The sequence below is a fragment of the Microvirga sp. GCM10011540 genome (assembly GCF_042650665.1).
Classification (GTDB): domain Bacteria; phylum Pseudomonadota; class Alphaproteobacteria; order Rhizobiales; family Beijerinckiaceae; genus Microvirga; species Microvirga lenta.
This window is the reverse complement of sequence record NZ_JBHSBQ010000016.1, coordinates 63512-89546: the sequence shown is the minus strand read 5'-3', so window position 1 is coordinate 89546 and position 26035 is coordinate 63512. Positions and strand designations below refer to the sequence as shown.

Annotated in this window: 22 protein-coding genes and 1 other RNA gene; 1 reads left to right on the top strand and 22 read right to left on the bottom strand. The window is 67.0% G+C overall.

The annotated features are described in order from the left end of the window. Positions 1-251: 251 nt before the first annotated feature. From ACFOYU_RS07100 to ACFOYU_RS06995, 22 genes are all read right to left on the bottom strand, one after another. Positions 252-728 (bottom strand): cupin domain-containing protein, encoded by a 477-nt coding sequence (locus tag ACFOYU_RS07100; RefSeq protein WP_226742165.1) that lies wholly within the window; start codon positions 726-728, stop codon positions 252-254. A 379-nt stretch (positions 729-1107) separates the two neighbouring features. After that, positions 1108-2781, bottom strand: a complete 1674-nt coding sequence (gene recN, locus ACFOYU_RS07095; RefSeq protein WP_377033022.1) for a DNA repair protein RecN — start codon at positions 2779-2781, stop codon at positions 1108-1110. A gap of 13 nt (positions 2782-2794) precedes the next feature. After that, complete coding sequence (locus tag ACFOYU_RS07090; RefSeq protein ID WP_226742163.1) at positions 2795-3691, bottom strand: outer membrane protein assembly factor BamD; 897 nt, start codon at positions 3689-3691, stop codon at positions 2795-2797. A gap of 188 nt (positions 3692-3879) precedes the next feature. Next, positions 3880-4827, bottom strand: coding sequence for a UDP-3-O-acyl-N-acetylglucosamine deacetylase (gene lpxC, locus ACFOYU_RS07085; protein WP_226742162.1), 948 nt, complete (start codon positions 4825-4827; stop codon positions 3880-3882). Between the two features lie 278 nt (positions 4828-5105). Continuing rightward, positions 5106-6848, bottom strand: coding sequence for a cell division protein FtsZ (gene ftsZ, locus ACFOYU_RS07080; protein ID WP_226742161.1), 1743 nt, complete (start codon positions 6846-6848; stop codon positions 5106-5108). Between the two features lie 103 nt (positions 6849-6951). Next, entirely contained in the window at positions 6952-8274 is a 1323-nt protein-coding gene (gene ftsA, locus ACFOYU_RS07075) for a cell division protein FtsA (RefSeq protein ID WP_226742160.1), read from the bottom strand. Next, the gene (locus ACFOYU_RS07070; protein WP_377033021.1) at positions 8271-9251 is read right to left on the bottom strand and encodes a cell division protein FtsQ/DivIB; all 981 of its coding nucleotides are present in this window, start codon (positions 9249-9251) and stop codon (positions 8271-8273) included. The genes ftsA and ACFOYU_RS07070 overlap by 4 nt, the downstream gene beginning before the upstream one ends. Further along, positions 9218-10141, bottom strand: a complete 924-nt coding sequence (locus tag ACFOYU_RS07065) for a D-alanine--D-alanine ligase (RefSeq protein ID WP_377033020.1) — start codon at positions 10139-10141, stop codon at positions 9218-9220. Before ACFOYU_RS07065 ends, ACFOYU_RS07070 begins: the two co-directional genes overlap by 34 nt. A gap of 62 nt (positions 10142-10203) precedes the next feature. After that, positions 10204-11124, bottom strand: a complete 921-nt coding sequence (murB, locus tag ACFOYU_RS07060) for a UDP-N-acetylmuramate dehydrogenase (RefSeq protein ID WP_377033019.1) — start codon at positions 11122-11124, stop codon at positions 10204-10206. After that, on the bottom strand, positions 11124-12539 hold the full coding sequence (gene murC, locus ACFOYU_RS07055) for a UDP-N-acetylmuramate--L-alanine ligase (RefSeq protein ID WP_226742156.1): 1416 nt from the start codon (positions 12537-12539) through the stop codon (positions 11124-11126). Before murC ends, murB begins: the two co-directional genes overlap by 1 nt. After that, on the bottom strand, positions 12536-13651 hold the full coding sequence (gene murG / locus ACFOYU_RS07050; protein WP_377033018.1) for an undecaprenyldiphospho-muramoylpentapeptide beta-N-acetylglucosaminyltransferase: 1116 nt from the start codon (positions 13649-13651) through the stop codon (positions 12536-12538). The genes murC and murG overlap by 4 nt, the downstream gene beginning before the upstream one ends. After that, complete coding sequence (locus tag ACFOYU_RS07045) at positions 13648-14793, bottom strand: FtsW/RodA/SpoVE family cell cycle protein (protein ID WP_226742154.1); 1146 nt, start codon at positions 14791-14793, stop codon at positions 13648-13650. The genes murG and ACFOYU_RS07045 overlap by 4 nt, the downstream gene beginning before the upstream one ends. Positions 14794-14798: 5 nt before the next feature. Beyond that, entirely contained in the window at positions 14799-16190 is a 1392-nt protein-coding gene (murD, locus tag ACFOYU_RS07040) for a UDP-N-acetylmuramoyl-L-alanine--D-glutamate ligase (protein ID WP_377033017.1), read from the bottom strand. Between the two features lie 4 nt (positions 16191-16194). Then, positions 16195-17280: a phospho-N-acetylmuramoyl-pentapeptide-transferase gene (gene mraY / locus ACFOYU_RS07035; protein WP_226742152.1), complete on the bottom strand. Its 1086-nt coding sequence runs from the start codon at positions 17278-17280 to the stop codon at positions 16195-16197. A 3-nt stretch (positions 17281-17283) separates the two neighbouring features. Further along, a complete protein-coding gene (locus tag ACFOYU_RS07030) occupies positions 17284-18717 on the bottom strand; it encodes a UDP-N-acetylmuramoylalanyl-D-glutamyl-2,6-diaminopimelate--D-alanyl-D-alanine ligase (protein WP_226742151.1) in 1434 nt (477 codons plus the stop codon). After that, a complete protein-coding gene (locus tag ACFOYU_RS07025; RefSeq protein ID WP_377033016.1) occupies positions 18714-20180 on the bottom strand; it encodes a UDP-N-acetylmuramoyl-L-alanyl-D-glutamate--2,6-diaminopimelate ligase in 1467 nt (488 codons plus the stop codon). The genes ACFOYU_RS07030 and ACFOYU_RS07025 overlap by 4 nt, the downstream gene beginning before the upstream one ends. Beyond that, the gene (locus tag ACFOYU_RS07020; protein ID WP_226742149.1) at positions 20177-21949 is read right to left on the bottom strand and encodes a penicillin-binding protein 2; all 1773 of its coding nucleotides are present in this window, start codon (positions 21947-21949) and stop codon (positions 20177-20179) included. Before ACFOYU_RS07020 ends, ACFOYU_RS07025 begins: the two co-directional genes overlap by 4 nt. Continuing rightward, positions 21949-22344 carry a hypothetical protein gene (locus ACFOYU_RS07015; RefSeq protein WP_226742148.1) on the bottom strand — a complete coding sequence of 132 codons (396 nt, stop codon included), beginning with the start codon at positions 22342-22344 and terminating at the stop codon, positions 21949-21951. Before ACFOYU_RS07015 ends, ACFOYU_RS07020 begins: the two co-directional genes overlap by 1 nt. After that, complete coding sequence (gene rsmH, locus ACFOYU_RS07010; RefSeq protein ID WP_226742147.1) at positions 22341-23390, bottom strand: 16S rRNA (cytosine(1402)-N(4))-methyltransferase RsmH; 1050 nt, start codon at positions 23388-23390, stop codon at positions 22341-22343. The genes ACFOYU_RS07015 and rsmH overlap by 4 nt, the downstream gene beginning before the upstream one ends. After that, entirely contained in the window at positions 23387-23884 is a 498-nt protein-coding gene (gene mraZ / locus ACFOYU_RS07005; RefSeq protein ID WP_226742146.1) for a division/cell wall cluster transcriptional repressor MraZ, read from the bottom strand. Before mraZ ends, rsmH begins: the two co-directional genes overlap by 4 nt. Before the next feature lie 323 nt (positions 23885-24207). Next, positions 24208-24582, bottom strand: an RNA gene (rnpB, locus tag ACFOYU_RS07000) — RNase P RNA component class A. 92 nt (positions 24583-24674) lie between these two features. Then, positions 24675-25394 carry a transglycosylase SLT domain-containing protein gene (locus ACFOYU_RS06995; RefSeq protein ID WP_377033015.1) on the bottom strand — a complete coding sequence of 240 codons (720 nt, stop codon included), beginning with the start codon at positions 25392-25394 and terminating at the stop codon, positions 24675-24677. A 290-nt stretch (positions 25395-25684) separates the two neighbouring features. On the opposite strand from ACFOYU_RS06995, the gene ACFOYU_RS06990 reads away from it, so the two are divergent. Beyond that, positions 25685-25963: a hypothetical protein gene (locus tag ACFOYU_RS06990; RefSeq protein WP_226742144.1), complete on the top strand. Its 279-nt coding sequence runs from the start codon at positions 25685-25687 to the stop codon at positions 25961-25963. Positions 25964-26035: the final 72 nt, after the last annotated feature.

Sequence of the window (26035 nt, the reverse complement as noted above, 5' to 3'; positions counted from 1 at the left end):
GCGACGGACCTCTTTACGGTCTCCCGCGCGAATGGGAGGGCCCGCTGCTCACCTATCGCGGCGGCCGCCTCGCGATTGCGCAGGATCAGGAAGGCCGGGAGATCCCCGACACCTTCCGGCGTCAGGCCGCGCAGCCGGGACAGGGGCCATACGGCGGCGGGCAGGCATGAAGGCACGTGCCGCTCACCCGTCATTCCGGGGCCGCGCAGCGGAGCCCGGCCGCGACACCGTTGCGGCCGGGCGTTCTCCGGCTACTGCGACTTCCGGGGATCGTCCGCCGGATTCACGTAAGTGATCCCCCAAGGACCCCGCGTGCTCAGCTGCACGACCGTTTCCCGGTCGGTCTGCACGTAGTGCTGCGTTCCCGGCGGCATTGCGATGACGCCGCCGGTTTCGATGGTTTTCATTGCCGCCGGGTCGAACTCGGTTCCCATGCCGATGCCGAACTCGCCGTCCACGACGGTGACCACCTCATGGGCCGGATGGGTGTGGGGCGGAATCCTGTAATCGGCCGGGAACTTGAGCCGCATCACGAACATCTCCTCCTTTGCCGGGTCCCCATAGAGAACCGACATCTGCGCCCCCTTCGGAAGGGACGGAGGACCGTCCTTCCAGGTGACCTCACCTGGATTGACCATGGTGTGCTGGTGCTGCTGGGCGAAGGCCGGCGCCAGGACGAGCAGAAAGGCTGAAACGCAAGTTGTGGCTGGAAGCATGAACGACTGCATCGCGACCTCCCGAAATGGGGTGAGTTGGCGGACGCAAACGAGGCGGTCAGGAAACATCATCTGCCGCCGGACCGAGGCTCTTCCTTTCGCACCCGGTTGTCAAGAAAATGCAGGGCAAGAGCTCCTGCACGGGTTCCTGCCCGTCAATATTCGCCGCCAGGGCAGCATCGCCGGACAAGCTTAGCTTCGTCCATACGCAGTCTTACGTAATACCAAGGGAGAGCGAATTCGCTTAGACCCGCTTCCATTGAAGAAGCAATTCTCTCGACATTCACCAAGGACATAATCGACAACTGCTGTGTTGCGGGGGCAAACACAGTCGTAAGCCGCGTGCGCAGCGACGAGCTGAGCCGCGGCTTTTCTTTTGACCGGACGGGCTTCAGTGGGCCGCCGCCTCCAGCAGGCGCGCGGCGGCGGCGCGGGCCTCTTCGGTGATCGTCGCGCCGGCGAGCATCCGGGCGATCTCCTCGCGGCGGGGCGCGGCGTCGAGCGGCACGACCCGGGTCGCGACCCGGTCGGACCCGCGCACGCCCTCCTTGGCGATGAGGAAGTGGCTCTCCGCCCGGGCGGCCACCTGCGGCGCATGGGTGACGGCCATGACCTGGACCCGCTGCGACAGGCGCGCCAGGCGCTGGCCGATGGCATCGGCCACCGCGCCGCCGACGCCCGTGTCGATTTCGTCGAAGACCAGGGTGGGTGCGGAGCCCTTGTCCGCAAGAACCACCTTCAGGGCCAGCATGAAGCGCGAAAGCTCGCCGCCCGAGGCCACCTTCATGAGGGGACCGCCCCGGGTGCCGGGGTTCGTCTGGGCCCAGAACTCGACCCGCTCGAAGCCGGCCGGGTCGCGACTGTTCTCATCGGTCTGGATTTCGGTGATGAAGCGCGCCCGCTCCAGCTTGAGGGGCGGCAGCTCGGCCTGAACGGCGGCATCCAGCGCCTGGGCGGCCTTCTTGCGGCCCGCCGACAGGGCCCTGGCGGCGCCGATATAGACCTTGTCGGCCTCCTTCACGGCGGCTTCGAGCGCGGCGAGCTTCTCCTCGCCCGCGTCGATGGCGGCCACGTCCTCCAGGAAGCGCTCGCGCAGGTCGGCGAGTTCGTCGGCCGGAACGTCGTATTTGCGGGCGGCGGCTCGGAGGGCGAACAGGCGCTCCTCGGTCTGCTCCAGCTCGCGCGGGTCGTATTCGGTGGCGCGGATGGCCTCTTCCAGCGCCGCCCGCGCCTCGTCGATGGCCACGAGGGCGGCATCGAGCGCCCTGACGCTCGGCTCCACCAGGGCGGGCGCCTGCGCGCTGCGGCGTTCGAGCTTGCGCACGGCCGCCGAGAGTTCGGGAACGGGGGAGGAATTGCCGGCAACCGCCTCGTAGGCTTCGTTGAGGTCCTGCGCGACCTTCTCGGACTGCATCATGACGATGCGGCGCTCGGCGAGGCTCTCCTCCTCCCCGGCGAGGGGCGCGAGCTTGTCCAGCTCCTCCACCGCGTGGCGCAGGAAATCGGATTCCTTGCGGGCCTTGTCGATCCGGGCGCGATGCTCCTGCAGGGCCGCGCGGGCGTCGCGCACCCGGCGCGCGGCCTCGCCCACGGCCTGGACCTCGTTGGAAAGGCCCCCGAAGGCGTCGAGGATCGCCCGGTGGGTGACGGGATCGACGAGAGCCCGGTCGTCGTGCTGGCCGTGGATCTCGACCAGGGCCGCGCCGATGCTCTTGAGAACCTGCACGCTGACCGGCTGGTCGTTGACGAAGGCGCGCGTCCGGCCGTCGGCCACCTGGACGCGGCGCAGGATCAGGTCGCCCTCGGTGTCGATCTCCGCATCCGCGGCGATCCTGCGGGCGGGATGATCCAGGGGGCAGTCGAAGACCGCCGTCACCTGGCCTTGCGTTTCCCCGTGCCGCACGAGGCTTCCGTCGCCTCGTCCGCCCAGAGCCAATGCGAACGCATCGAGCAGAATGGACTTGCCGGCCCCGGTCTCTCCCGTGAGGACGCTGAGGCCCTCACGGAAATGGAGCTCGAGCTTGTCGATCAGGACAATGTCGCGAATCGCGAGCTGGATCAGCATGGAAGGTGGGGTTTTAAGCCCTCTTCTGCCCGACCTGGGGAACGCCGCGGAACGCCTTGCTGATCCACGACTGGGAATCCTCGCGCGGCTCGAGGCCGCCCTTGGTCAGCAGGGCATGGGCGTCCTTGTACCAAGGACTGTCGGGGAAGTTGTGACCGAGAACGGCGGCCGCGGTCTGCGCCTCGTTGACGATGCCCATGGCCATGTAGGCCTCGGTGAGACGCTCGAGAGCCTCTTCCACGTGGCGGGTCGTCTGGTAGCGCGAGACCACGGTGCGGAAGCGGTTGATGGCGCCCGCATAGTTGCGCTTCTGGAGATAGAAGCGGCCGACTTCGAGCTCCTTGCCGGCGAGCTGATCGCTCGCGACCTGGATCTTCTTTCTCGCGTCGGCGACGTACTCGGAATTCGGGTAGCGCTCGACCAGCTCCTGAAGGGCCAGGATGGCGCGCTCCGACTTCTCCTGATCGCGGGTGATGTCCGGGATCTGGTCGTAGTAGGACGACGCCATCAGGTACTGGGCATAGGCCGCATCCGACGTGTTGGGATGCTGCTGCAGGTAGCGACGGGACGCCGTGATGGCCTCCTCATAGAGCCCGCCCTCGTAATTGGCGTAGGCCTCCATGATCATGCCCTTCCGCGACCACTCCGAATAGGGGTACTGGCGGTCGAGGCTGTTGAACTTCTTGGCCGCGCCCTCGAAGTCCCGCTTCTGAATGCGCGCCAGCCCGTCGTTGTAGATCTGCTCGGCCGGAACGTCGGCCACGATCTCGGGCTTGTAGGTCTCGCTCTTATCGAACGGGTTGATCGATGAAAGGGTGTCGCAGCCCGCGAGCACGAGGCCGCACGCTCCGATGACGAGAGCGCGACCGGCAACGCCCGTCAGACCCAAATAAACCTTCGCGAAAGGCATGTTTCGCGGTCCTCCGATAAAACCGTGCTCGATATTCTCAACGATGCACCGCAGGTTCTTTACCCTATGCGCGCGCAAAGCGCCAACCCCCATCCGACAGGCTATGCCCAAGGGATAAGGGGGAGTTGTGGCGAAGCGATGCGGCCAAACGGCGCTCGGCCCGGGAACCGGGCCGGCCAGACTGCGGCTCAGTGCACTTCCGGAGCGAAGGCCGGCATGGCGATGCCGTTGCCGAGCTCGGCGTAGCCCGTCTCGCGGCGGATGCCGGCATCGACGATGGCGTAGTTCGCGCGGCTCGAGAACAGGGCCTCGAGCACCGAGAAGTTCAGGCGGTGGCCGCCGCAATAGGAGCGGTAGGTGCCCAGGAGCGGAAGGCCCGCGAGGGAGAGGTCGCCGACGGCGTCGAGGATCTTGTGCCGCACGAACTCGTCGGCATAGCGCAGGCCCTCGGGGTTCATGATGCCGTCCTCGCCGATGGCGACGGTGTTCTCGAGCGAGGCGCCCAGGGCGAAACCGGCGCTCCACAGCTTCTCGACGTCGCGCATGAAGCCGAAGGTGCGGGCGCGGGAGATGTCGCGGCGGAAGACGGTGGGGGACAGGTCGATGGCCTTGCGCTGGCGGCCGATGACCGGGGTCGGAAAATCGATTTCCACGTCGAGGCGGAAGGCGCGCTCATTGGGAAGAAGCTCGGCGAAGGCCTTGCCCTGGGTCACGCGGACGGGCTTGAGAACCTTCAGGTAGCGGCGGCTGGCGCTCAGGACCGTCAGGCCGACCTGGTCGATCGCGTCGATGAAGGGAGCCGAGCTGCCGTCGAGGATCGGAACCTCGGGACCGTCGATCTCCACGAGGACGTTGTCGACGCCCAGGCCCGCGAAGGCCGCCATCAGGTGCTCGATGGTCGCCACCGCCCCGCTGTCGCGGTCGCCGATGACGGTGCAGAGTTCGGTGGCGGTCACGGTGAGGTGCCGGGCATCGATCAGCCGGTCGAGACCACCGGGAAGGCCGGTCCGGAGAAAGGCAATGCCATGGTTCGCTTCAGCCGGGTGGAGGATCATCTTCACCTCGTCGCCGGAGTGAACTCCGACACCGAGGAGCGTGATGGCTGCGCGAAGCGTGGTTTGCTGGCTTTGTTTCATTATTCTCGGACCTCGTACGCCACAAACTCAGCAGGCAAACGGCCTGGCAGGGATGAAGACGTCCGCTGTTGTTCTTGAAAGACCGGCCGGTTCCCCTTGAATCCCGCCGATCGACTGGAGGCAACATAGTCCTAGAGCCAGGCTAGGCCAAATCACGCTTTCTTACGGTCTGTTACAATCTCGACAATTCGCAACCCCTTGAAAAACAAGAGGTTTACAAATGGTTAAGCCCACGGCCGCGTCCCGGCCGTGGGCTTTCGTTAACACCTTGCGTTAGGTCAGTTTGCCTGACGGCGCAGGAAGGCGGGAATCTCCAGCTGGTCGTCTTCCGCCGTCCGCTGCGGAGGGGTCACCCGGCCCTGGGGGTCGAGCTGTCCCTGAGTCGGACGGTAGCCCTGCGCACCCGCCGCAGGACGCTTGGCGTATTCGGCGTGGACGGAGGACATGGGCTGGCGGGGCGCCTCCTGCTGCACCGGACGCTGGGCGGCCGGCTCCGCCGGAGCCGTCTCGTCCCGGCGGCCGAAGCCCACGGTGGCGAGACGCTGGATCAGCGACATGCGCTTCGTCTCGGGAGCCTGATCGGCCTCGCCGCGGCTGGCGCGGATCTGATTCTGGACCGGCATCGGCAGCTCGTCGATCCGCGGCATGCGGGCCGGACGCATGGCCCGCTCGGCCTGCGGCGGAATGAACGCGGACTGCTCGACCGGCTCGTCGCGATAGACCGGCTGAGCCGCGACCGGAGCCTCGAAGGCAGGCTTCGGCTGCGCCGGGGTGAGGACGACGTCGTCGCGGATCACCGGCTGGGGAGCGGGCTCCACCGGGGTCGCGAGGGACGCATAGGACGGGGCCGGAGCGGCCGGGGCCACGGGGGCCGGCGCCGCGACGGGCTCGGGTGACGTTCCGACCGCCTTCACCGGTTCGGCTTGGGCGGCGGAGCGAAAGGTGGAGGTGGGCTGAGCCTGTGTGGCGCGGGCCCGGGCCTCGGCCCGAAGACGCTCGGCGACCTCGGAGATGCGCTGCTCGGTCGAGGCGATGTCGTTGGTGTTGCCGATCAGGGCCTGATCGATGCCGGTCGCCACCACGGAGACGCGGATGATGCCTTCCAGGCTCTCGTCGAAGGTCGCGCCGAGGATGATGTTGGCATCCTGGTCCACTTCCTCGCGGATGCGGGTCGCGGCTTCGTCGAGTTCGTAGAGGGTGAGGTCGTTGCCGCCCGTGATCGAGATCAGCAGGCCGCGGGCGCCCTTCATCGACACCTCGTCGAGGAGCGGGTTGGCGATGGCGGCTTCGGCCGCGCGGATCGCGCGCTTCTCGCCGGAGGCCTCGCCGGTGCCCATCATCGCCTTGCCCATGCCGCGCATGACCGAGCGGACGTCGGCGAAGTCGAGGTTGATGAGGCCTTCCTTCACCATCAGGTCGGTGATGCAGGCCACGCCGGAATAGAGCACCTGGTCGGCCATGGCGAAGGCGTCCGCGAAGGTCGTCTTCTCCGTGGCGACACGGAAGAGGTTCTGGTTGGGGATGACGATCAGGGTGTCGACCGCCTGCTGGAGCTCCGCGATGCCGGCCTCGGCCAGACGCATGCGGCGGATGCCCTCGAACTGGAACGGCTTCGTGACGACGCCGACAGTGAGTATACCGAGCTCACGGGCCGCGCGGGCCACGACCGGGGCAGCGCCCGTTCCCGTGCCGCCGCCCATGCCGGCGGTGATGAAGACCATGTGGGAGCCGGAGAGCTGATCGCGGATCTCGTCGATCACCTCCTCCGCGGCGGCCCGGCCGACCTCGGGCTGGGAGCCGGCGCCGAGACCCTCGGTCACCTGAACGCCCATCTGGATCACGCGCTGGGCCCGCGACGAGGCCAGAGCCTGCGCGTCGGTGTTCGACACCACGAACTCGACGCCCTCCAGACCGGACTCGATCATGTTGTTCACGGCGTTGCCGCCAGCGCCGCCGACGCCGAAAACGGTGATGTGCGGCTTGAGTTCCCGGATATCCGGAGCATGCAGATTGATTGCCATGACCTGTTGCCTCTTTGGCCTTTGTATCGACAGCGCTTGGCGGACGCTTACCCTTGGTTGACTTGTACTCAGAGCGATGACCGCCGCGCCACCGCTTTACGCGTTAAAAACTCTCGCGAATCCAACGGCCCACCCGCGAGATGTAGCCATCGGTTCCCGTACTCTGAAACAAGCCGCCGGAACGCGGCTCGAAATACTCGATATGCGCCACCTGCGGATAAACCAGCAGGCCGACCACCGCCGAGAAGGCGGGACCCTTGGCGGCTTCGGGCAGCCCCTTGATGCCGAGCGGACGCCCGACCCGGACCTGTCCCTGCAGAATGCGCCGTGCCGTTTCCGGCAGGCCCACGAGCTGGCTTGCGCCGCCCGTCAGCACCACGCGCCGTCCGGCCTGGGCCGCGAAGCCCGCGCCCTTCAGCCGGTCGCGCACCAGTTCGAGAACCTCCTCGACGCGCGGCTTGATGATGCGCACGAGGTGCGATTTCGGCAGGTGATTCGGCACGTCGCGCTCGTCCTCGTCGACCTGCGGCACCGCGATCATGTCGCGATCGTCCGCGCTCGAAGCGATGGCCGAGCCGTAGAGGGTCTTGAGGCGCTCGGCCGCGGACACGCGGGTCGTGAGGCCGCGGGCGATGTCCATGGTCACGTGATGCCCGCCGACCGCGATGGCGTCGCTGTGCACCAGATGGCCGTTGGAGAAGATGCCGACGCTGGTCGTGCCGCCGCCCATGTCCACCACGGCGCAGCCCATCTCCGCCTCGTCGTCCACGAGAGCCGACAGACCGGCCGCGTAGGGCGTGGCGATCACGGCTTCCACTCCGAGGTGGCAGCGCTCGACCGCCAGCATCAGGTTGCGGGCCGCCGCCGCTTCCGACGTGACCACGTGCAGGTCCACGCCGAGGCGCTCGCCGATCATGCCGGTGGGATCGACGATGTGGCTCTGCGCGTCGAGGGAGTAGCCCGTCGGCAGCGCGTGCAGCACGGTGCGCCCGCGGCGCATGTCGTAGTTGCTCGCGATGTCGAGCACGCGATGGATGTCGCCCTGCCCGACCGCGCCGCGCACGGGCACATGCGCCTCGAAATGCTCGGAGCTGAGACGTCCGCCCGTGAGGTTGACGATCACCGACTGGATCTCGACCTTCGCCATCCGCTCGGCGGCATGGACCGCCTGACGGATCGAGGATTCGGCCGCTTCCAGATCGACGATGACGCCGCCCTTGAGGCCGACGGAGCGCTGATGGCCGATGCCGAGAATGCGCGCGAGATGCGTGCGGCCCCTCAGGGACTCGATCTCGTCGACCGGCTTCAGCTCGGCCACGATGCACACGACCTTGCTCGTGCCGATGTCGAGAACCGAGAGAATGGCGCCCTTGCGCGCAGACAGCGGCTTCAGGCGTGGCGTCAAACCATGACCTGAGACACTCATGTATCAACCCCCTTGCCGCGCATAGGCTTCTTCTTGAGAGCATCGGCCCGCGCCGACGCCGCTTCTTCGGTGAGACGAACGACGACCCGGTCGGCCATGCGCAGGTCGATGGCCAGCACATCCTTCTCCAGGATCTTCTGTTCGCGTTCGAGCTTGACGAGCCGGGCCAGCGCATCGGCGGCCCCGAGCTCCGGCAGGCGCACGTCCATGCCGTTATCCATCTTGAGGGTCCAGCGGCGCCCGGAGACGAGGCTTCCGGCGCGGATCCGCTCCTTCAGCGGACCTGCGGCCTCCAGCAGCGCCAGGTAATCCTTGCTGCGCATGTTGGCGCCCTCGCCCACCACCAGCGGCAGATCGACGAATCGCTCGTCCTGCATGAGGTCGATCACGGTACCGTCGGCCGCGATGACGAAGAGCTCGCCGTTGAGCTGCCAGATGGCATGGGGCTCGCGCTCCGTGAGCGTGATGACCAGTTCGTTGGGATAGAGCTTGCGGACGGCGGCGCTCTTGATCATCGGAACGCGCTCGAGACGCTCGCGCAGGTCGTTCACGTCCAGGAACGCGAGGGAGAGCTTGTCGTGCAGCCCTCCGGCCGCCAGCACTTCGTTCTCGCGGATCTGGGAGATGCCGGAAATGGTGATGCGGTCGAGGCCGAGGCCGAACGCGCTGGCGAGGGCGTGATGCGGCTCGCCGTGGTTGCGCATGATCTCGTCGAGATGACCGCCCTGCCAGAGGCCGGTGACGGTGACGGCGCCGAAGAAGCCGAGGGCCAGGCCCGTCCCGAGGAAGCGCGGCACGCGGCGCTCGATCGGGAGGCTGACGGAGCGCCGGCGGGTGCCCCGGGAGGGGCGGAAGACGTTAAGAAATCCGAAACGGGAAGAGCCGGGCCTCCGGGGTTCGAAGGTCGCAGCGCGCGCAACCGCAGCGTCGGCCGGGTAGGCCGTCATCGGTTGCAGGTAGCGTCCTCCACCATCCATTGCACAAGCTCGCCAAACGTATAGCCCGCATGGGCTGCAAGTTCTGGCACCAAGCTTGTCTCGGTCATGCCGGGTTGCGTGTTGACCTCGAGAACCACGAGCTCCCCGGTTCCTCCGGGCGTGTCGTCGTACCTGAAGTCGGCGCGGCTGATTCCCCGACAGCCGAGCGCTTGATGCGCCGTTAACGCCAACTCTTGGACCTTTTGGTAAATATTCGGTTTAATTTCTGCCGGCAGCACGTGAATGGACCCGCCCTTCGCGTACTTTGCGTCATAATCGTAGAACACCCCCGTCGCGGGGCGGATGTCGATGACGCCGAGGGGCTTGTCGCCCATGACCGCGCAGGTCAGTTCACGGCCCGCAACATATGATTCGACAAGGACTTTTTCGCCGAAGGCCCAGTCCTCGCGCAGCAGTTCCTGCGGCGGATGGGAGCGGTCCTCGCGCACGATGATGACCCCGACGGAAGAGCCTTCATCGACCGGTTTGACCACGTAGGGAGCCGGAAGAACGTGGTTTCTGGCCGCTTCCGATCTGTTAACGACCTTCCCCTGCGGCACAGGGACGCCGGCCGCCTGCATGACCATCTTCGCCTTGTCCTTCTGCATGGCGAGGGCCGAAGCGAGAACGCCCGAATGGGTGTAGGGAATCCGGAGGATTTCCAGCAGGCCCTGGATCGTGCCGTCCTCGCCGACGCGGCCGTGGAGGGCGTTGAACACCACGTCCGGGTTCGTGGCCTGGAGCACGGTGGCGATGTCGGGCTGCACGTCGATGGGGGTGACCCGGTAGCCCATCTCCTCCAGCGCCTTGCAGCAGGACCGGCCGGTCGACAGACTGACCTGGCGCTCGGCGGACCATCCGCCCAGAAGGACGGCAACGTGCTTGGCCATGTTGTGCTCTCCTTAAGAGCCCCGCCGTTCGCGCCGGACCGGGGACGGATGCTTGATTCGCCTCAGGCCCGAGAGAGGCCGACGCGTTTGATTTCCCATTCGAGCTCGATTCCGGAATTCTCCCGAACCCGGCGGCGGACCTCCTCGCCCAGCCCCTCGATGTCGGCCGCCGAGGCGGAGCCGTGGTTGATGAGGAAGTTGCAGTGCATCTCGGAGACCTGGGCCTCGCCGATTCGCAGGCCCCGGCATCCGGCCGCGTCCACCAGTTCCCAGGCCTTGCGGCCGGGCGGGTTCTTGAAGGTGGAGCCGCCCGTGCGGGTGTTGACCGGCTGGGTCGAGGAGCGCGCCTCGGTGATGGCGTTCATCTCGGCCAGAATCGCCTCGGGATCCCCGGGACGTCCCTCGAAGAGGGCTTCCGTGAAGATCACGTCCTCCGGCACGCTCGAATGGCGATAGGTGAAGCCCATCTGCCGGTTGGTGAAGGCGACATTCTCGCCCGCGCGGGTGATGCCTCTCGCCTCGACCAGCACGTCCTTCGTCTCGCCGCCATAGGCGCCGCCGTTCATGCGCAGGGCGCCGCCGATGGTGCCGGGAATGCCGCGCAGGAACGACAGGCCGGCGATGCCCGCCTCCGCGGCCGTGCGGGCGACCTTCACGTCGGCCGCGCCCGCGCCCGCCCGGATCCGCTGCCCCGGCTCGATGGCGATGTCGGCGAAGCCCTTGCCGAGGCGGATCACCACGCCCTCCCAGCCTCCGTCCCGGATCAGCAGGTTGGAGCCGAGGCCGACCACGAGAACCGGCATGGCCGGGTCGAGGCGGGCCAGGAAATAGGCGAGGTCGTCCTCGTCGGCGGGCGAGAACAGGACCTGCGCCGGCCCGCCGGTGCGGAACCAGGACAGGGGCGCCGTGGGCGCGTTGGCCTCGAGCTTGCCGCGCAGGTCGGGCATCCGCTCCCTGAGGTCGGCGGTCACGTCCGGAAACATCAGGCCGCCTTCTCGCTCAGCGCCTCGAGCTCTCCCGGCAGGGCATAGGCCCATTGGGTGATGTTGCCCGCGCCCAAGCAGATCACGTAATCGCCGGGCTTGGCGATGCCCTTGACGAGCCCGGCGAGATCCTCGGACTTCTCGAGCGCCATAGCGTTGCGGTGGCCGCGGGCCTTGAGGCCGGAGACGAGGCTGTCGCGATCCGCTCCCGGGATCGGCTGCTCGCCCGCCGCATAGACCGGCGACACGATGACCGCATCCGCGTCGTTGAAGCAGGTGCAGAACTGGTCGAACAGGGACGACAGGCGCGAATAGCGGTGCGGCTGAACCACGGCGATGACCTGTCCGTCCGTCGAGGCGCGGGCGGCCTTGAGAACGGCCGCGATCTCGATGGGATGGTGGCCGTAATCGTCGAAGATCGTCACGCCGTTCCAGTCTCCGGTGCGGGTGAAGCGGCGCTTTACGCCGCCGAACCCGGCGAGGGCCTTGCGGATGGCGTCCGGCGACACGCCGAGCTCGTGGGCGACGGCGATCGCCGCCGTGGCGTTGAGGGCATTGTGGGCGCCGGGCATCGGCAGGACGAGGTCGCCGAGTTCCTGGCGGAAGCCGGGGCGGCGGTCGCGGATCATGACGCGGAAGCGGTTCTGGCCGCCGCGCGAATCGACGTCCATCAGGCGCACGTCCGCCTGCGGGTTCTCGCCGTAGGTGATGATGCGCCGGTCCTCGATGCGCCCCACCAGGTCCTGCACGGTGGGATGGTCGATGCACATCACGGCGAAGCCGTAGAAGGGGATCGAGTCGATGAAGGAGCGGAAGGCGTCCTTGATCGCGTCGAAGGTGCCGAAATGATCGAGGTGCTCGGCATCGATGTTGGTCACGATGGCCACGTCGGCCGGAAGCTTGAGGAAGGTGCCGTCGGATTCGTCCGCCTCCACCACCATCCACTGGCCGTCGCCCATGCGGGCATTGGTGCCGTAGGCGTTGATGATGCCGCCGTTGATGACCGTCGGGTCGAGGCCGCCCGCGTCGAGCAGGGTCGCCACGAGGGAGGTGGTCGTCGTCTTGCCGTGGGTTCCGGCAACGGCCACACAGGACTTGAAACGCATCAGCTCGGCCAGCATCTCGGCGCGCCGGACGACCGGGAGCCGCTTCTCGCGGGCCGTGGTCAATTCCGGGTTGTCGCGCTTGATCGCGGTGGAGACCACGACGATCTCGGCGCCCTCCACGTTCTCGGCCCGGTGGCCGATGAAGGTCTTGATGCCCTTCTCGTTGAGGCGCTTGACGTTGTAGTTGTCGGAGGCGTCCGAGCCCTGAACCGTATAGCCGAGATTGTGCATGACCTCGGCGATGCCAGACATGCCGATGCCGCCGATACCGATGAAATGAATGGGACCTAGCTTCGGCGGCAGTTTCATGGGTTTTTTCCGTTTTTGTTAGAGGCCAATGCGAGAACCGCCTGAGCCAAGCGCTCGGCGGCATCCGTTATGCTGGCGCTATGTGCAGCGGCAGCGGCCCGGGTCAAGCGGTCGGGCTGCTCGATGAACGTGCGCAGCTCGGTCGCGAGGCGCTCGGGCGTGAATTCCGCCTGGGGCAGAACGACCGCCGCGCCGATATCGCCGAGGGTCTTGGCGTTGGCGGCCTGGTCCTGATCGAGCGCCCCCGGCAGGGGCACCAGGATCGAGGGGCGGCCGATCACCGCCAGTTCCGCCACCGTGGAGGCGCCCGAGCGGGAAATGACGAGATGCGCCCGGGCGAGCCGCTGGGGCAGGTCCTTGAAGAAGGGCTCGGCCTCGAAATTCAGACCAAGCCCTTGATAATGCGACCGAACGCGCTCCAGGTCCTCTCCCCTCGCCTGCTGGCAGACGACGAGGCGGGAGCGGATCTCGGCGGGCAGGAGTTCGAGGGCCGGCGGGACCACGTCGCTCATCACCCGGGCGCCCTGGCTGCCGCCGACCACGAGAAGGCTGAACGGCCCGCCCTCCGGCAGGGCCGGATAGGGCTGCCGCGCCGCGTCGAGCACCGCCGGACGGATGGGGTTGCCGGTCTGGACCGTCTTGCCCGGAACATTGGCCGGGATGCCCCTGACGGCGGCGAAGCCCGTCGCGATCAGGGAGGCCCGGCGGGCCAGCAGACGGTTGGCGCGGCCCATGACGCCGTTCGCCTCGTGGATCACCGTCGGCACCCGCAGGAGCGAGGCCGCCACCACCGGCGGAACGGTGGGATAGCCGCCGAACCCGACGACGACGGCGGGTTTCAGGCGCCGGATGGCCGGGATGGCCCTGAACGTGCCTTGGGCCAGCACGAGGGCCGCCTTCGCGATCTGGGGAACCGAGCGGCCGGAGGGCGTGGCGGAGGGAATCTCGACGATCTCGTCGGCGGGAAACGAGCCTGCATAGGCATTGGCGCGCTTGTCGGTGGCGAGCGCGACGCGGGCGCCCGACGCCTTGAGGGCGTTGGCGAGCGCCTCGGCCGGGAACAGGTGTCCGCCCGTGCCGCCGGCCGTCAGGAGGATGAGGGGAGCACTCATCCGCGCACCCCCTCCTGCCCGAAATGGCTCATCATCTCGGCACGGGGGCGGCGGCGGGTGAGCGCGACGAGGAAGCCCATCCCGAGCGCCAGCGACAGCAGCGAGGAGCCGCCGTAGGAGATGAAGGGAAGCGTCATGCCCTTGGCCGGCATGAGGTGGACGTTCACCATCATGTTGATCGAGGCCTGCAGGCCGAACATGAGCACCAGACCCGTCGCCGCGAGGCGGCAGAACGTGTCCTCGCTGCGCCGCGCGAGAGACAGGCCGCGCAGGACGATGAAGGCGAAGAGCATCAGCAGACCCAGGCACACAACGATGCCGAACTCCTCCGCCGTGACGGCGAAGATGAAGTCTGTATGCGCGTCGGGAAGGATGCGCTTCACCGAGCCCTCGCCCGGCCCCCGGCCGAACCATCCGCCGCGGGAGAAGGATTCCATGGCGGTGTCGACCTGGAAGGTATCGCCCGACTCCTTGTCCAGGAAGCGCTCGATGCGGGCGCGCACGTGCGGCAGGAACTCGTAGGCCGCCACGATGCCCACGAGGCCGGCGCCGCCCAGCCCCATGACCCAGAACCAGTGCAGGCCCGCGATGAAGAACAGGCCGCACCACACGATGGTGACGAGCATGGTCTGGCCGAAATCGGGCTGGAGGATGAGCGGGACGATGGTGGCCGGCAGGATCAGGAAGGCGAGCAGCGTGCCCGGCACGTCGCTGCGCCTCGACCCTTCGGAGAAGGCCCAGGCGGCCAGCACGACGAAGGCGGGCTTCACGAATTCCGAGGGCTGGATTCCCAGCGGCCCGATCATGATCCAGCGGTGGGCGCCCTTGATCTCCGGCCCGTACTGGAAGGCCAGGAGGATGAGGGCCATTCCGACCAGATAGACCAGCAGCGCGAGCCGTCGCACATGGCGCAGGGACAGGAAGGAGACCGGGATCAGGATGAGGAGCGCCGGCACGAGGAACAGCACCTGCCGGTTGACGAAATGGAACGTGGACAGCCCGAGACGCTCCGCCACGGGCGGGCCGCCCGCCATGAGGAAGACGAGGCCCGCCACGACGAGGATCGCCAGGGCCGCCAGCAGCAGCCGGTCGACGGTCCACCACCAGTCGCTGAAGGGCGAGCGTTCCGCGCGTGACACCATGGATTTCAGGCTCCCATCGTGGGGTTGATGCCGGGCAAGGCTTTGACGAGGTCGCGGAAGTGGTTCCCGCGCACCTCGAAGTTCGCGTACTGGTCGTAGGAGGCGCAGGCCGGGGACAGCAGAACCACCGTCCCGTCCTCACGCGCTGCCGCGTCCTGCGCCGCCTTCTCGACCGCTTTGTCGAGAGTCCCACAAAACTCGTAAGGAACCGTATCTCCCAAGGTCGCCGCAAACTGCTCCGACGCGGCACCGATCAGGTAGGCCTTGCGGATCTTCGGGAAGTACGGCCGCAGATCCTCGATGCCGCCCTCCTTCGCCTTGCCGCCGAGAATCCAGAGGATGTCGTCGAAGGACTTCAGGGCCTTCTCGGTGGAATCCGCGTTGGTGGCCTTCGAGTCGTTGATGAAGAGCGCCTTCCCGCGCTGGGCCACCTCCTCCATGCGGTGAGGCAGGCCGGGGAAGCTGTGCAGGGCGCGCTGGATGGTCTGCGGGTCCACGCTGCACAGGATGGCGACGGCGACGGCCGCGGCCGCGTTCTGGGCGTTGTGATCCCCCCGCAGGGAGCGGATGTCCGCGAGGCTCGCGACCTCGAAGACATGACCGTCGCGGTTCGACACGATCACGCCGCCCTTCGCGAAGATGCTTCCGCTCTCCCGGTCAGAAAGGCCGACGCGGACGACGCCGCCTTTCGCGGTATTCCGCCCGATGATCGCGCGGCTCGGGGCGTCGTCGGCTCCGATGACCGCCTGCTCGGCGTTGGCGACGAGGCGCTCCTTGATCGCCGCATAGTTCTCCATGGTCCCATGACGGTCGAGATGATCCGGAGAGATGTTCAACATCACGCCGATGGAGGGCGCGAGCGACGGCGCGAGGTCGATCTGGAACGAGGAACACTCGATCACGTGGATCCGGTTGTCGGCGGGCGGATCGAGCGAGAGGATCGCGGTGCCGATATTGCCGCCCATCTGCACGTCGTGCCCCGCCTCGCGCAGGATATGCGCGACGAGCGCCGTGGTGGTCGACTTGCCGTTCGTGCCGGTGATGGCGATGAAGGGGGCGTTCGGCGCGATCTTCGCCCGCTCGCGGCAGAACAGCTCGATGTCGCCGATGATCTCGATGCCCGCCGCCTTCGCGAGCTTGGCCGACCAGTGCGGCTCCGGATGGGTCAAGGGCACGCCCGGAGACAGGATGAGCGCGGAAAAGCGCGACCAGTCGGCCTCGCGCAGGTCGCCGGTCTCGATGCCTTTCGCCCCCGCTTCAGCCATCTTCGCCGGATTGTCATCGCAGGCCACCACATGCGCCCCGCCCTCCTTCAGGGCGAGCGCCGTCACCAGACCCGACCCGCCCAGGCCGAAGAGCGCGACCGTTTTTCCGGAGAACGTGGTGACGGGGGTCATCGGATCACCGCAGCTTCAGGGTCGCGAGACCGATCAGGGCCAGCACCACGGACACGATCCAGAACCGGATCACCACCTGCGGCTCGGTCCAGCCGAGCTGCTCGAAATGGTGGTGGATCGGCGCCATCTTGAACACGCGCTTGCCCGTGAGCTTGAACGACGTGACCTGGATGATGACCGAGAAGATCTCCAGCACGAAGAGGCCGCCGACGATGGCGAGAACGATCTCGTGCTTGGTGGCGACCGCGATGGTGCCGAGAAGGCCGCCGAGCGCCAGGGAGCCCGTGTCGCCCATGAAGATCTGGGCCGGAGGCGCGTTGAACCACAGGAAGCCGAGGCCCGCCCCGATGAGCGCGCCGCAGATCACGGCCAGTTCGCCCGTGCCGGGCACGAAGTGGATCTGCAGGTAGTTGGCGAAGACCGCGTTGCCCACGAGATAGGCGATGAACCCGAAGGTGCCCGCCGCGATCATCACCGGTACGATGGCGAGACCGTCGAGGCCGTCCGTGATGTTGACCGCATTGCCCGCGCCGACGATGACGAAGGCCGCGAACACGATGTAGAACCAGCCGAGATTGAAGATCAGGTCCTTGGAGAAGGGCAGCGCCAGCTTGTTGGTGAGGCCCGGGGCGTCCACATAGGAAATGACGATGCACGCGATGGCGGCGATCACGGCCTCGATGGCGAGGCGCGAGCGGCCCGAGAAGCCCTTGTGCGACTGCTTCGTCACCTTCAGGAAATCGTCGTAGAAGCCGATGGCGCCGAAACCGACCGTGACGAAGATCACGACCCATACGTAAGGATTGGTCAGGTTGGCCCAGAGCAGGGTCGAGACCAGCACGCCGGCCATGATCATCAACCCGCCCATGGTGGGCGTGCCGCGCTTCGTCAGCAGGTGGGACTGGGGTCCGTCCTCGCGGATCGGCTGGCCCTTGCCCTGGCGCACGCGCAGGAGCGAGATGATCGACGGGCCGAACAGGAACACGAAAAGAAGGCCGGTCGCCGTGGCGCCACCGGTTCGAAAAGTGATGTATCGGAAAATGTTGAGGGGGCTGAAATAGGGGCTGAGCTCAGCCAACCAGGTGAACATAGACTATCCTTTCAGCGCGTGCGCCATCTGGGCCGCGCCGTAACGTTCTTTCAAGGCTTTGACAACCAGAGCCATCTTCATGCTGAGGGAGCCCTTGACCATGACGGCGTCGCCGGGGCCGACCGCGGCGCAGACCGCCTCGACCAGCTCGGCCGACGTCTCGGCATGCGCCGAGACCTTGGCCTTCGGCAGCGCATCCACGAGGTTGCGCATCAGCGGCCCGGCGGCGAAGACCATGTCGATGGCGTTGGCCGCGACCGCTTCCGCGAGTTCCTCGTGCAGGCGCGGGCCCTCTTCCCCCAATTCCTTCATGTCGCCCAGTACGGCAATGCGTCGCCCCCGGCGGTCGAGCTCGACCGCGCCCAGATTGGCGAGCGCCGCCCGCATGGAAGCCGGGTTGGCGTTGTAGCTCTCGTCGATCAGGAGGGCCTCGCCGCCCCCGACCGACAGCATGGTGCGCTCGCCGCGCCCGACCGGCGGCTTCAGCTCGGACAGGGAAAGGGCGACGTGCGTCACGTCCGCGCCCAGGGCATGGGCCGCGGCCAGGACGCTCAGGGAGTTCAGCGCGATGTGCCGTCCGGGCATGCCGATGCGGTAGGTCAGGGGCTGGCCGAAGATCCGGGCCTCGACCAGGGACTGATCCGGCTTCACGACGATGCGCTCGGCACGGATATCGGCCGCCTCATGCTCGCCGAAGGTCAGGATGCGCCCGGCATCGGAGGCCAGGGCATGGGCGCGAACCCGCTCGAAATAAGGATTGTCGCGGTTGACGACCGCGGTGCCGCCGGGCTCCAGGCCCGAAAAGATCTCGCCCTTCGCGTCCGCGATTCCCCACATGGAGGGGAAGAACTCGATATGGACCGGCTCGATGGTCGTGATCACGGCCACATGCGGGCGGACCATCCCGGTCAGGGGCAGGATTTCGCCGGCATGGTTCATGCCGATCTCGAAGACCCCGAAGGTGCTCTCGCGCGGCAGGCGAGCCAGGGTGAGCGGCACGCCCCAATGGTTGTTGTAGGACGCCACGGAGGCATGGGTGGAGCCCTGGCGGGACAGGGCGAGGCGCATCGCCTCCTTCGTGCCCGTCTTGCCGACGGAACCGGTGATGGCAACGATCCGGGCCCGGCTGCGCCTGCGGGCGGCCGTTCCGAGCTGCCGCATGGCTTCGAGGACGTCCGGCACCACGATCAGCCTGTCGGAACCCGGGAAATCCCCGGCCTTCGCCTCGGAGACGACGGCGGCCGAAGCGCCCTTCTCCAGGGCCGCGGGCACGAAATCGTGCCCGTCATGCACGTCGCCCCTGATGGCGAAGTAAAGGTCGCCGGGCTCCAGGGTGCGCGTGTCGATGGAGGCCCCGGACGCGTGCGTGAAGCCGCTCCCGACGCGGGCGCCGGTGGCGGCAACGATCTCGTCCAAGGTCCATAAGGGCGCGTTCATCCCTGCCTCTCCGCAATGGCCGCCCTCACCTCGTCGTGATCCGAGAACGGCAGGGTCCGGTCGCCGATGATTTGGCCCGTTTCATGACCCTTGCCCGCCACGACCAGCAGGTCGCCGGGGCGAAGGTCCCTGACGGCCATGCGAATGGCCAGGGCGCGATCACCGATTTCTTGGGCGCCGGGCGCGCCTTTCAAGACCTCGGCCCGAATGGCGGCCGGGTCCTCGGAGCGGGGATTGTCGTCCGTGACGATGACCACGTCGGCCTTTTCCGCCGCGATCTGCCCCATGAGCGGGCGCTTGCCCCGGTCCCGGTCCCCGCCGCAGCCGACGATGCAGATCAGGCGGCCCGTCGTGAACGGACGCAGGGCATCGAGCACATGGGACAGGGCATCGGGCTTGTGGGCATAGTCGACGATGCAGATGGCGCCGTCGACCTCGCCGACCTGCTCCAGGCGGCCGGAAACCCCTTTCAGGCCCGAGAAACCCTCCAGAACCTCGGCCGCCCTCTCCTCGCCCTCGACCGCGAGGACGAGGCCTGCGGCCAGGAGGGCGTTTTCGACCTGGAAGGCCCCGAGGAGCGGCAGCACGGTCCTGACCGTCCGTCCGAAGGCCTCGACCGTCAGCGCCTGCCGGAAGCCCTCTGGGCGCGCTTCGACGAGCCGAACGGTCTCGCCGGTGCGTCCCGTGGTGAGGAGCCGGAGACCGCGCTCCTTCACTCCCTGGAGGAATACATCCGCGAAGGGGCCGTCCGTGTTGATGACCGCCGGAGCATCCTCGGGCAGCAGGGTCTCGAACAGGCGCAGCTTCGCCTTGGCATAGGCCTCGGTGGTGCCGTGATAGTCCAGGTGATCGCGCCCGAGATTGGTGAAACCGGCCGCCCCCAGGCGCACCCCGTCGAGCCGCCGCTGCTCGATGCCGTGCGACGAGGCTTCCATCGCGAGACGGGTCACCCCGTCCCCCGCGAGCCTGTCGAGGGTTTCGTGCAGGGAAATCGGATCGGGCGTGGTTAGCGAACCGTAGGCGGCACCGTCCGACGTGATGACGCCGAGGGTGCCCAGACTCGCGGATTTATGGCCCAGGACCGCGAAGAGCTGGCGGGTGAAGTCCGCCACCGAACTCTTCCCGCTGGTGCCGGTGACCGCCACCACCTTGTCCGGCTGGCGCGGATGGAGGCGCATCGCCGCGAGCGCGAGGGCGCGGCGCACGTCGGGGACTCTGACGTAGGAGATTCCGGCAACGAGGCCGGAAGGACGCTCGGCCTCTCCGACGATGGCGACCGCGCCCGCGGCGACCGCCTGCGGCACGAAGCTCATCCCGTCGGCCTTGGTGCCGGGCACGGCGAAGAACACGCTGCCCTTGCCGACCTTGCGGCTGTCGGAGGCGATCTTCTCGACCGGTAGGCCCGCGTCGCGGCCCTGCGCGTCGGGAAGGAGGTCGCCCAGCTGGACGCTTCCGGCGCTCATGGCTTGGATCCCCAGGCGCCGAGGCGCGACATCAGCGGGAACGGTTCCACCGGCGGCTCGAACCGGGGCGGAATGCCCAGAAGGGGCGCCACGCGCTCGATGACGTTGCCGGTGACGGGACCGGCGTTCCAGCCGGCGGTCGAGAAGCCGTAGGTGCCCTCCACCGCCTGAGGCTCGTCCATGATGGTCAGGAAGACGTATTTCGGCTTGTCGGCGGGCACCACGGCGGTGAACGTGGTGAAGTTCTTGTTCTTCGAATAGCGGCCGTTGATGACCTTCTCGGCGGTGCCGGTCTTGCCCCCGACATAGAAGCCCGCGATGGCGGCGGAGGACGCGGAGCCCTGCGGGACCGACGCGTTGAGGCGCAGCACGTAGCGCATCGCCTCGCTCGTCTCGGGCTTAAGAACCTGCATCGCGTCCTTGCGCGCTTCGGTCTCGTCCCGCTTGAGGAAGGTGGGCTTGATGAGCACGCCGCCGTTGACGAGCGCGCCCACGGCCATGAGCGCCTGAAGCGGCGCCACCGCAAGGCCGTGGCCGAAGGCGATGGTCATGGTGTTGAGCTCGCCCCAGCGCGGCGGAACGATCGGCGCCGCGTTCTCCGGCAGCTCCGTCTCGAGGCGCGCGAGCTGCCCCATCTTGCGCAGGAAGGCCTTGTGACCCTCGACGCCGATGCCGAGCGCCATGCGCGCGGTGCCGATGTTGGAGGAGTGAACGAAGACTTCCGGCGTGGTGAGGACGCGGCGGGTCGGATGATAGTCGCCGATGGTGAAGCGGCCGTAGCGCAGGCCCGACCGGGCATCGAAGCTCGAATTGATGTTGTACTTGCCGGAGTCGAGGGCCATCGCGACCGTGAGCGCCTTGAAGGTGGAGCCCATCTCGAAGACGCCGACATTGATGCGGTTGATCTTGTCGTCCTGGAGCGCATCGACCGGGTTGTTGGGGTCGTAGTCGGGCAGCGACACGAGGGCGATGATCTCGCCCGTGTTCACGTCCATGATGGCGCCGGCCGTCGCCTTGGCCTTGAACTTCGCCATGCCCTTCTGAAGCTCGTCGCGCAGCGCGTGCTGCACGCGCAGATCGAGCGAGAGCTGAACCGGCTTCAGGTCCGCCGCCGTGATGGCGAAGCCGGCCCCGTTGAGATCCTGCAGGCCCTGGCTGTCGATGTATTTCTCGATGCCGGCGATGCCGACATTGTCCACGTTGGCGAACCCCAGCACGTGGGCCGCCGCCACCGCGTTGGGATAGACGCGCTTGTTCTCGGGCAGGAAGCCGACGCCCGGGATGCCGAGCCGATGGACCTCGGCCTGCTGACGCGGCGTGATCTCGCGCTTGACCCAGACGAAGCCTCTCTTGGTGCCGAGCTTGTTGCGGAGTTCGGTGGCGTTGAGATCGGGCAGGACGGCCGTCAGGAGTTCGACCGCCTCGTCCTTGTCGACGATGTTGCGCGGCTCGGCGAAGACCGAAACCATCTTCACGTCGGTGGCCAGGATCTCGCCGTTGCGGTCGACGATATCCGGACGCGCGGCCGAGATTTCCGACGATGCCGCGCGCCGGACGGCGCTCGTGTTGTCGCTCGTCACCGCGAGATAGACGAGACGTCCGCCGATGAGGCTGAACAGCCCCACGAAGCAGAGCGAGGCCAGGCGCACGCGCGCCGTGCTCTTGTCGACGCGCAGGCGGAACAACTCGCGGGCATGGGTCAGAAGACCTCTCTGCGGCGGAGCGATCTGACCCTGCGGTTCGATGTCGGGTTGCTGCAACACGGGCATCACCGTTTCGGAGTTTGTGTCGTCGGAGTGCGGGATTCGCCGTTCTTGTCCTTCGGAGTCGTGGTCGGCCCGAAGAGCCCGAGCGCCTCGAGCTTGCGGCCGATCTCATCCTCGCGTTCGGGACGGGCGGGAAGTTCGGACAGGCGGGCCAGCTGCTGGATCTTCATGGGCTGGAGATCGAGGTGCTGGTCGGCCGCCTCCTGGAGACGGTCGGGACGGTCGAGATACTGCCACTCCGCCCGCAGGACCGCGATGATGTCGCGCTCGCGCTGCACCTTGGATTTGAGCTTCGCCACCTGCTCCACGTAGTAGAGCGTCTCGTACTTGACCGAGTAGGCGTAAGCCGCCGAGGCGATCAGGGCCGTGATGGCGATGATGTGAAGCAATCGGATCACCGGCGCCCTCCCCTTTTTTCAGCCGTTTGCGGCAATTCCGCCAGCATCTCGATGGCACTCAGCGGTTCCTGGGCCGGAGCGTCCGTGCGTGCGCCCGCCCGGAGCTTCGCGGAGCGGGCCCTCGGATTGCGGGACACTTCTTCGTCGCTCGGTCCGACAGGACCCTTCGTGACGGCCTCGAATGTCGGTGCCGCCGACGCGCTCGCGGGCAGATGCCGCGAGCCGCCCGGCGCCCGGCCGGTGCGGGCCGCGAAGAACTGCTTCACGATTCGGTCTTCCAGCGAATGGAAGGTGACGACGACGAGGCGTCCGCCGGGCTTCAGGATGCGTTCGGCCGCATGCAGCGCGCGCACCAGTTCGCCCAGCTCGTCGTTGACCGCGATGCGCAGCCCCTGGAACACGCGCGTCGCCGGATGGATGCCGTTCGGCTCCTGCCTGATGAGCGAGGCCACGAGATCCGCGAGCTGCCGCGTCGTCTCGATGGGCTGCCGGCGCCGCGCCTCGATGACCGCACGCGCCACGGCGCGGGCGCGCCGCTCTTCGCCGTAGTGATAGAAGATGTCCGCCAGCTCGGCTTCCGACGACTCGTTGACGAGATCCGCCGCGCTCGGGCCGGCCTGCTCCATGCGCATGTCGAGAGGGCCGTCGTTGCGGAACGAGAAGCCGCGCTCGGCCTGGTCGAGCTGCATCGACGACACGCCGATGTCGAGCACGACGCCGTCGACGCTCTCGGCGCCCTGCGCCTTCGCGATGTCGTCCAGATCTCCGAAGCGTCCCGCCACGAGCGTGAGACGCTTCTTCGCCTTCGCGACGAGAGCGGCGCCTCCCTCGATCGCGGCGGGATCGCGGTCGATGGCGATGACCGTGTTGCGGGGATGGGCATCGATGATGGCGCGCGTGTATCCGCCTGCGCCGAACGTGCCGTCTATGAAAATGCCGCCGCGCTTGACATCAAGCGCCGTGCAGACCTCTCCCAGGAGCACAGGAACGTGACGGGTCGGTCCGCCAGCGGCTCCGGCTTCTGGGCCGTCGCCGCGTCCCATCATCGCTCCCGTACTCCTGGTGAGGCGTCTTGCACCATACGTGGCTCCAAAACCCGGTTGCCCAAGACCTTCTTCAGATCCCGCACCTTCGCGCGTGCCCCCTCCAGATGCGCGCGAAACTGCTCCGGCTCCCAAATCTGGAACTTGTGACCGAGCCCGACGAACGTCACCGTATCGCGGATCCCGGCATGTACTTTCACTGAGTCCGTCAGGATGACACGCCCCTCCGGATCGACTTTCAGGATTTCGCTGGTTCCGAACAACGCCGTCGACAACTGATCCCGCTCGTCCGAATAGGGAGACATCGTCGACAAGAACGCGTCGATTTCGTTCAGAAGCACGTTGCCGCCCGCGTCCAAAGCCGGCGCATCCAGCGCCGGATGCACGTACAGCCCCTCGAACCCATCCCTGGCGAGAACCGCCCGAAAGGATGCTGGGATCGACACCCGACCCTTCGAATCCAACTTGTTGGTGAAATTGGACACGAAGCGGTTCATGGGCCGCAGCTTGCGCACTCCCGATTGTCAGCCCCCCGGCGGATCGGATCGATCCGCCGCCGCCCGCAGCCGGCAGTAACGCCTCTTTCCGAAGGTGGTTTCCATCGCTTTTCGAGCGATTGGCGGCCCCTTCGGAAGACACCGTCAACGGGATGATTTGGGATAACATGGGATAGTATGGTCGTCAACGGAACGGGGATGGGCTGCAGACCGGTTGGCCGGCAATCCACATCAGAATCGTTTAGGGTTAATGAACCGTAAGCGTCGCAACGGTTTGCGCTCGCTGTTGCAAAATTCTCGGGAGATTTTCGGGAAGAAGAAGAGGTGTCAGCTGGCCTGTAAGCCGGGTTCTGTAGGGCCCAAGTCACCTTGGACGTGGCGGCCATTCCTCTGGGACGATCATTGCTGACCGCCTCTAGCAACCAACCCGGACGACCGGCCTGGAAACGGGCCTGGCGCGAACGCCTGTCGTCCCTATTCGGTTTTGCTCCTGGTGGGGTTTACCCTGCCGTCCGCATTACTGCGTCCGCGGTGCGCTCTTACCGCACCCTTTCACCCTTACCTCGCATGCGAGGCGGTTTGCTTTCTGTGGCACTTTCCCTGGGGTCGCCCCCGCCGGACGTTATCCGGCACCGTGCTTCCATGGAGCCCGGACTTTCCTCCTCGAGCGAACTCGAAGCGGCCGCCCGGCCAGCTGACAGCCCGGATGTGGTGCACAATGCACGCCTACGTCAAGGCTCAATCCCATGCGGCGTGACGAGCGACCGCGTTTCGGAGCCGGAGACCGTGCCTACTCGGCGGCCGCGATGATGGTCTTGACCTTGGAGCAATAGACCCGGGAGGCTTTCGTCATCGTTTGGGTGCGGTGCCCGAACTGGTAGCGCAGGATGGTGCCGCAGGTATCGCCGCCCGCGAGCTGATAGGCTTGGGCGAGGTATTTCAGGCCATAGCGAAGATTGGTCTCGGCATCGAAGAGACCCGCCGCACTGCCCTTGTATCCCAAGGACTGCGCCGTCCGGAAATTCACCTGAGTCAGGCCGAGATTGGGTCCGTTGCGCGCTCCCGCATTGTAGCGGCTCTCGAGGCGCACCACCGCATCGGCCAGCTCGAACGGCAGATTGTTCTCGGACGCATACCGGGCAATCAGCGGTTTCAGGGCGGCCGCGCGGACGGCATCCGAGGAGGCCGCCCTGGACGACCTGGCCTGAACCGGCGCAAGGGCCGAGGTCTGCTCGACGAGCGCCTCCTCGCCGGGGACCGTCTGCGACGCCTTGCCGGCAACCTTTTTCGAAGACTTTTCCGCCGGAGCCGATTCCGTCTCCGCAGCCGCCTCCTCCGAGGGGGCCGATTCGGCCGCCGCGGCTGCGGCCTGCTGCATCGCCTCGAACTGGTCGGGGAGGATGATGCTGGGGCCGTCCCCGCCTTCCGCCTTGGCTTGCGTAGCAAAGGCAAGTGCAGCGACACTCAATGCAGCGACGACCGTCGTCTTCGAGAAATTCTGCCAAGTCATACTACAGCCCCGCTTTGTTGATCGTCGCGTAGCCTGGTGGGTGATGGCCAAATCGGGCGAAGATGTGGCAGATCAAGTCGCAAATATGTTCAAGCCTTTTGAAGCTAGACCGTATTATTCTTCGAACAAACTGCGCCGCTGTCGGTTTTACATGGACGGGATTTCGGAAAATTTTCTAGGGACGAAGCTCCCGCAGGGGAACCGATTTGAACCTGGAGAGTTGGCGAGATCGTAAGGCCAAGCTAAGTAGGGCTGGGCGGCCTACAGCCCGCAAATACAGGGAAGCTTCCATGAAGAAGATCATCACAGCGATTGCCGCCGGTGCGCTCACCCTCTCGATGGCAGCCTGCAACACCCCCGGCGAGCGTGCCGTTGGCGGCGCAGCGATCGGCGGCCTTGCCGGCGCGGCGATCGGCGGCGCGGCGACCGGTCGTGCGGGCGGCGCTCTGGCCGGTGCGGCCATCGGTGCGGCCGGTGGTGCTATCGTCGGCGCCGGCACGGCTCCGCGCGGCCCGGCTTGCCCCTACGGCACCTATCAGGACGTCTACGGCAACGTCTATTGCCGCTAATCGCCACCTGACGCGAATTTTAGGGGCCGGGATTTCTCTCGGCCCTTTTCTTTTGCCTGCTCTTGAGCGTAC

Coding starts and splice junctions, on each gene's coding strand:
- rsmH (WP_226742147.1), bottom strand. CDS start 23,390: ATGATGGGACGCGGCGACGGCCCAGAAGCCGGAGCCGCTGGCGGACCG.
- recN (WP_377033022.1), bottom strand. CDS start 2,781: ATGCTGATCCAGCTCGCGATTCGCGACATTGTCCTGATCGACAAGCTC.
- ACFOYU_RS07020 (WP_226742149.1), bottom strand. CDS start 21,949: ATGCCCGTGTTGCAGCAACCCGACATCGAACCGCAGGGTCAGATCGCT.
- murG (WP_377033018.1), bottom strand. CDS start 13,651: ATGAGTGCTCCCCTCATCCTCCTGACGGCCGGCGGCACGGGCGGACAC.
- ACFOYU_RS07090 (WP_226742163.1), bottom strand. CDS start 3,691: ATGCCTTTCGCGAAGGTTTATTTGGGTCTGACGGGCGTTGCCGGTCGC.
- mraZ (WP_226742146.1), bottom strand. CDS start 23,884: ATGAACCGCTTCGTGTCCAATTTCACCAACAAGTTGGATTCGAAGGGT.
- ftsA (WP_226742160.1), bottom strand. CDS start 8,274: ATGAGTGTCTCAGGTCATGGTTTGACGCCACGCCTGAAGCCGCTGTCT.
- ACFOYU_RS07045 (WP_226742154.1), bottom strand. CDS start 14,793: ATGGTGTCACGCGCGGAACGCTCGCCCTTCAGCGACTGGTGGTGGACC.
- ACFOYU_RS06995 (WP_377033015.1), bottom strand. CDS start 25,394: ATGACTTGGCAGAATTTCTCGAAGACGACGGTCGTCGCTGCATTGAGT.
- ftsZ (WP_226742161.1), bottom strand. CDS start 6,848: ATGGCAATCAATCTGCATGCTCCGGATATCCGGGAACTCAAGCCGCAC.
- murC (WP_226742156.1), bottom strand. CDS start 12,539: ATGAAACTGCCGCCGAAGCTAGGTCCCATTCATTTCATCGGTATCGGC.
- ACFOYU_RS07070 (WP_377033021.1), bottom strand. CDS start 9,251: ATGGATGGTGGAGGACGCTACCTGCAACCGATGACGGCCTACCCGGCC.
- murD (WP_377033017.1), bottom strand. CDS start 16,190: ATGACCCCCGTCACCACGTTCTCCGGAAAAACGGTCGCGCTCTTCGGC.
- ACFOYU_RS07030 (WP_226742151.1), bottom strand. CDS start 18,717: ATGAACGCGCCCTTATGGACCTTGGACGAGATCGTTGCCGCCACCGGC.
- mraY (WP_226742152.1), bottom strand. CDS start 17,280: ATGTTCACCTGGTTGGCTGAGCTCAGCCCCTATTTCAGCCCCCTCAAC.
- lpxC (WP_226742162.1), bottom strand. CDS start 4,827: ATGAAACAAAGCCAGCAAACCACGCTTCGCGCAGCCATCACGCTCCTC.
- ACFOYU_RS07065 (WP_377033020.1), bottom strand. CDS start 10,141: ATGGCCAAGCACGTTGCCGTCCTTCTGGGCGGATGGTCCGCCGAGCGC.
- ACFOYU_RS07100 (WP_226742165.1), bottom strand. CDS start 728: ATGCAGTCGTTCATGCTTCCAGCCACAACTTGCGTTTCAGCCTTTCTG.
- murB (WP_377033019.1), bottom strand. CDS start 11,124: ATGTTTCCGGACGTGACCGCCGACCTCAGGGAGCGGATGCCCGACCTG.
- ACFOYU_RS06990 (WP_226742144.1), top strand. CDS start 25,685: ATGAAGAAGATCATCACAGCGATTGCCGCCGGTGCGCTCACCCTCTCG.
- ACFOYU_RS07025 (WP_377033016.1), bottom strand. CDS start 20,180: ATGAGCGCCGGAAGCGTCCAGCTGGGCGACCTCCTTCCCGACGCGCAG.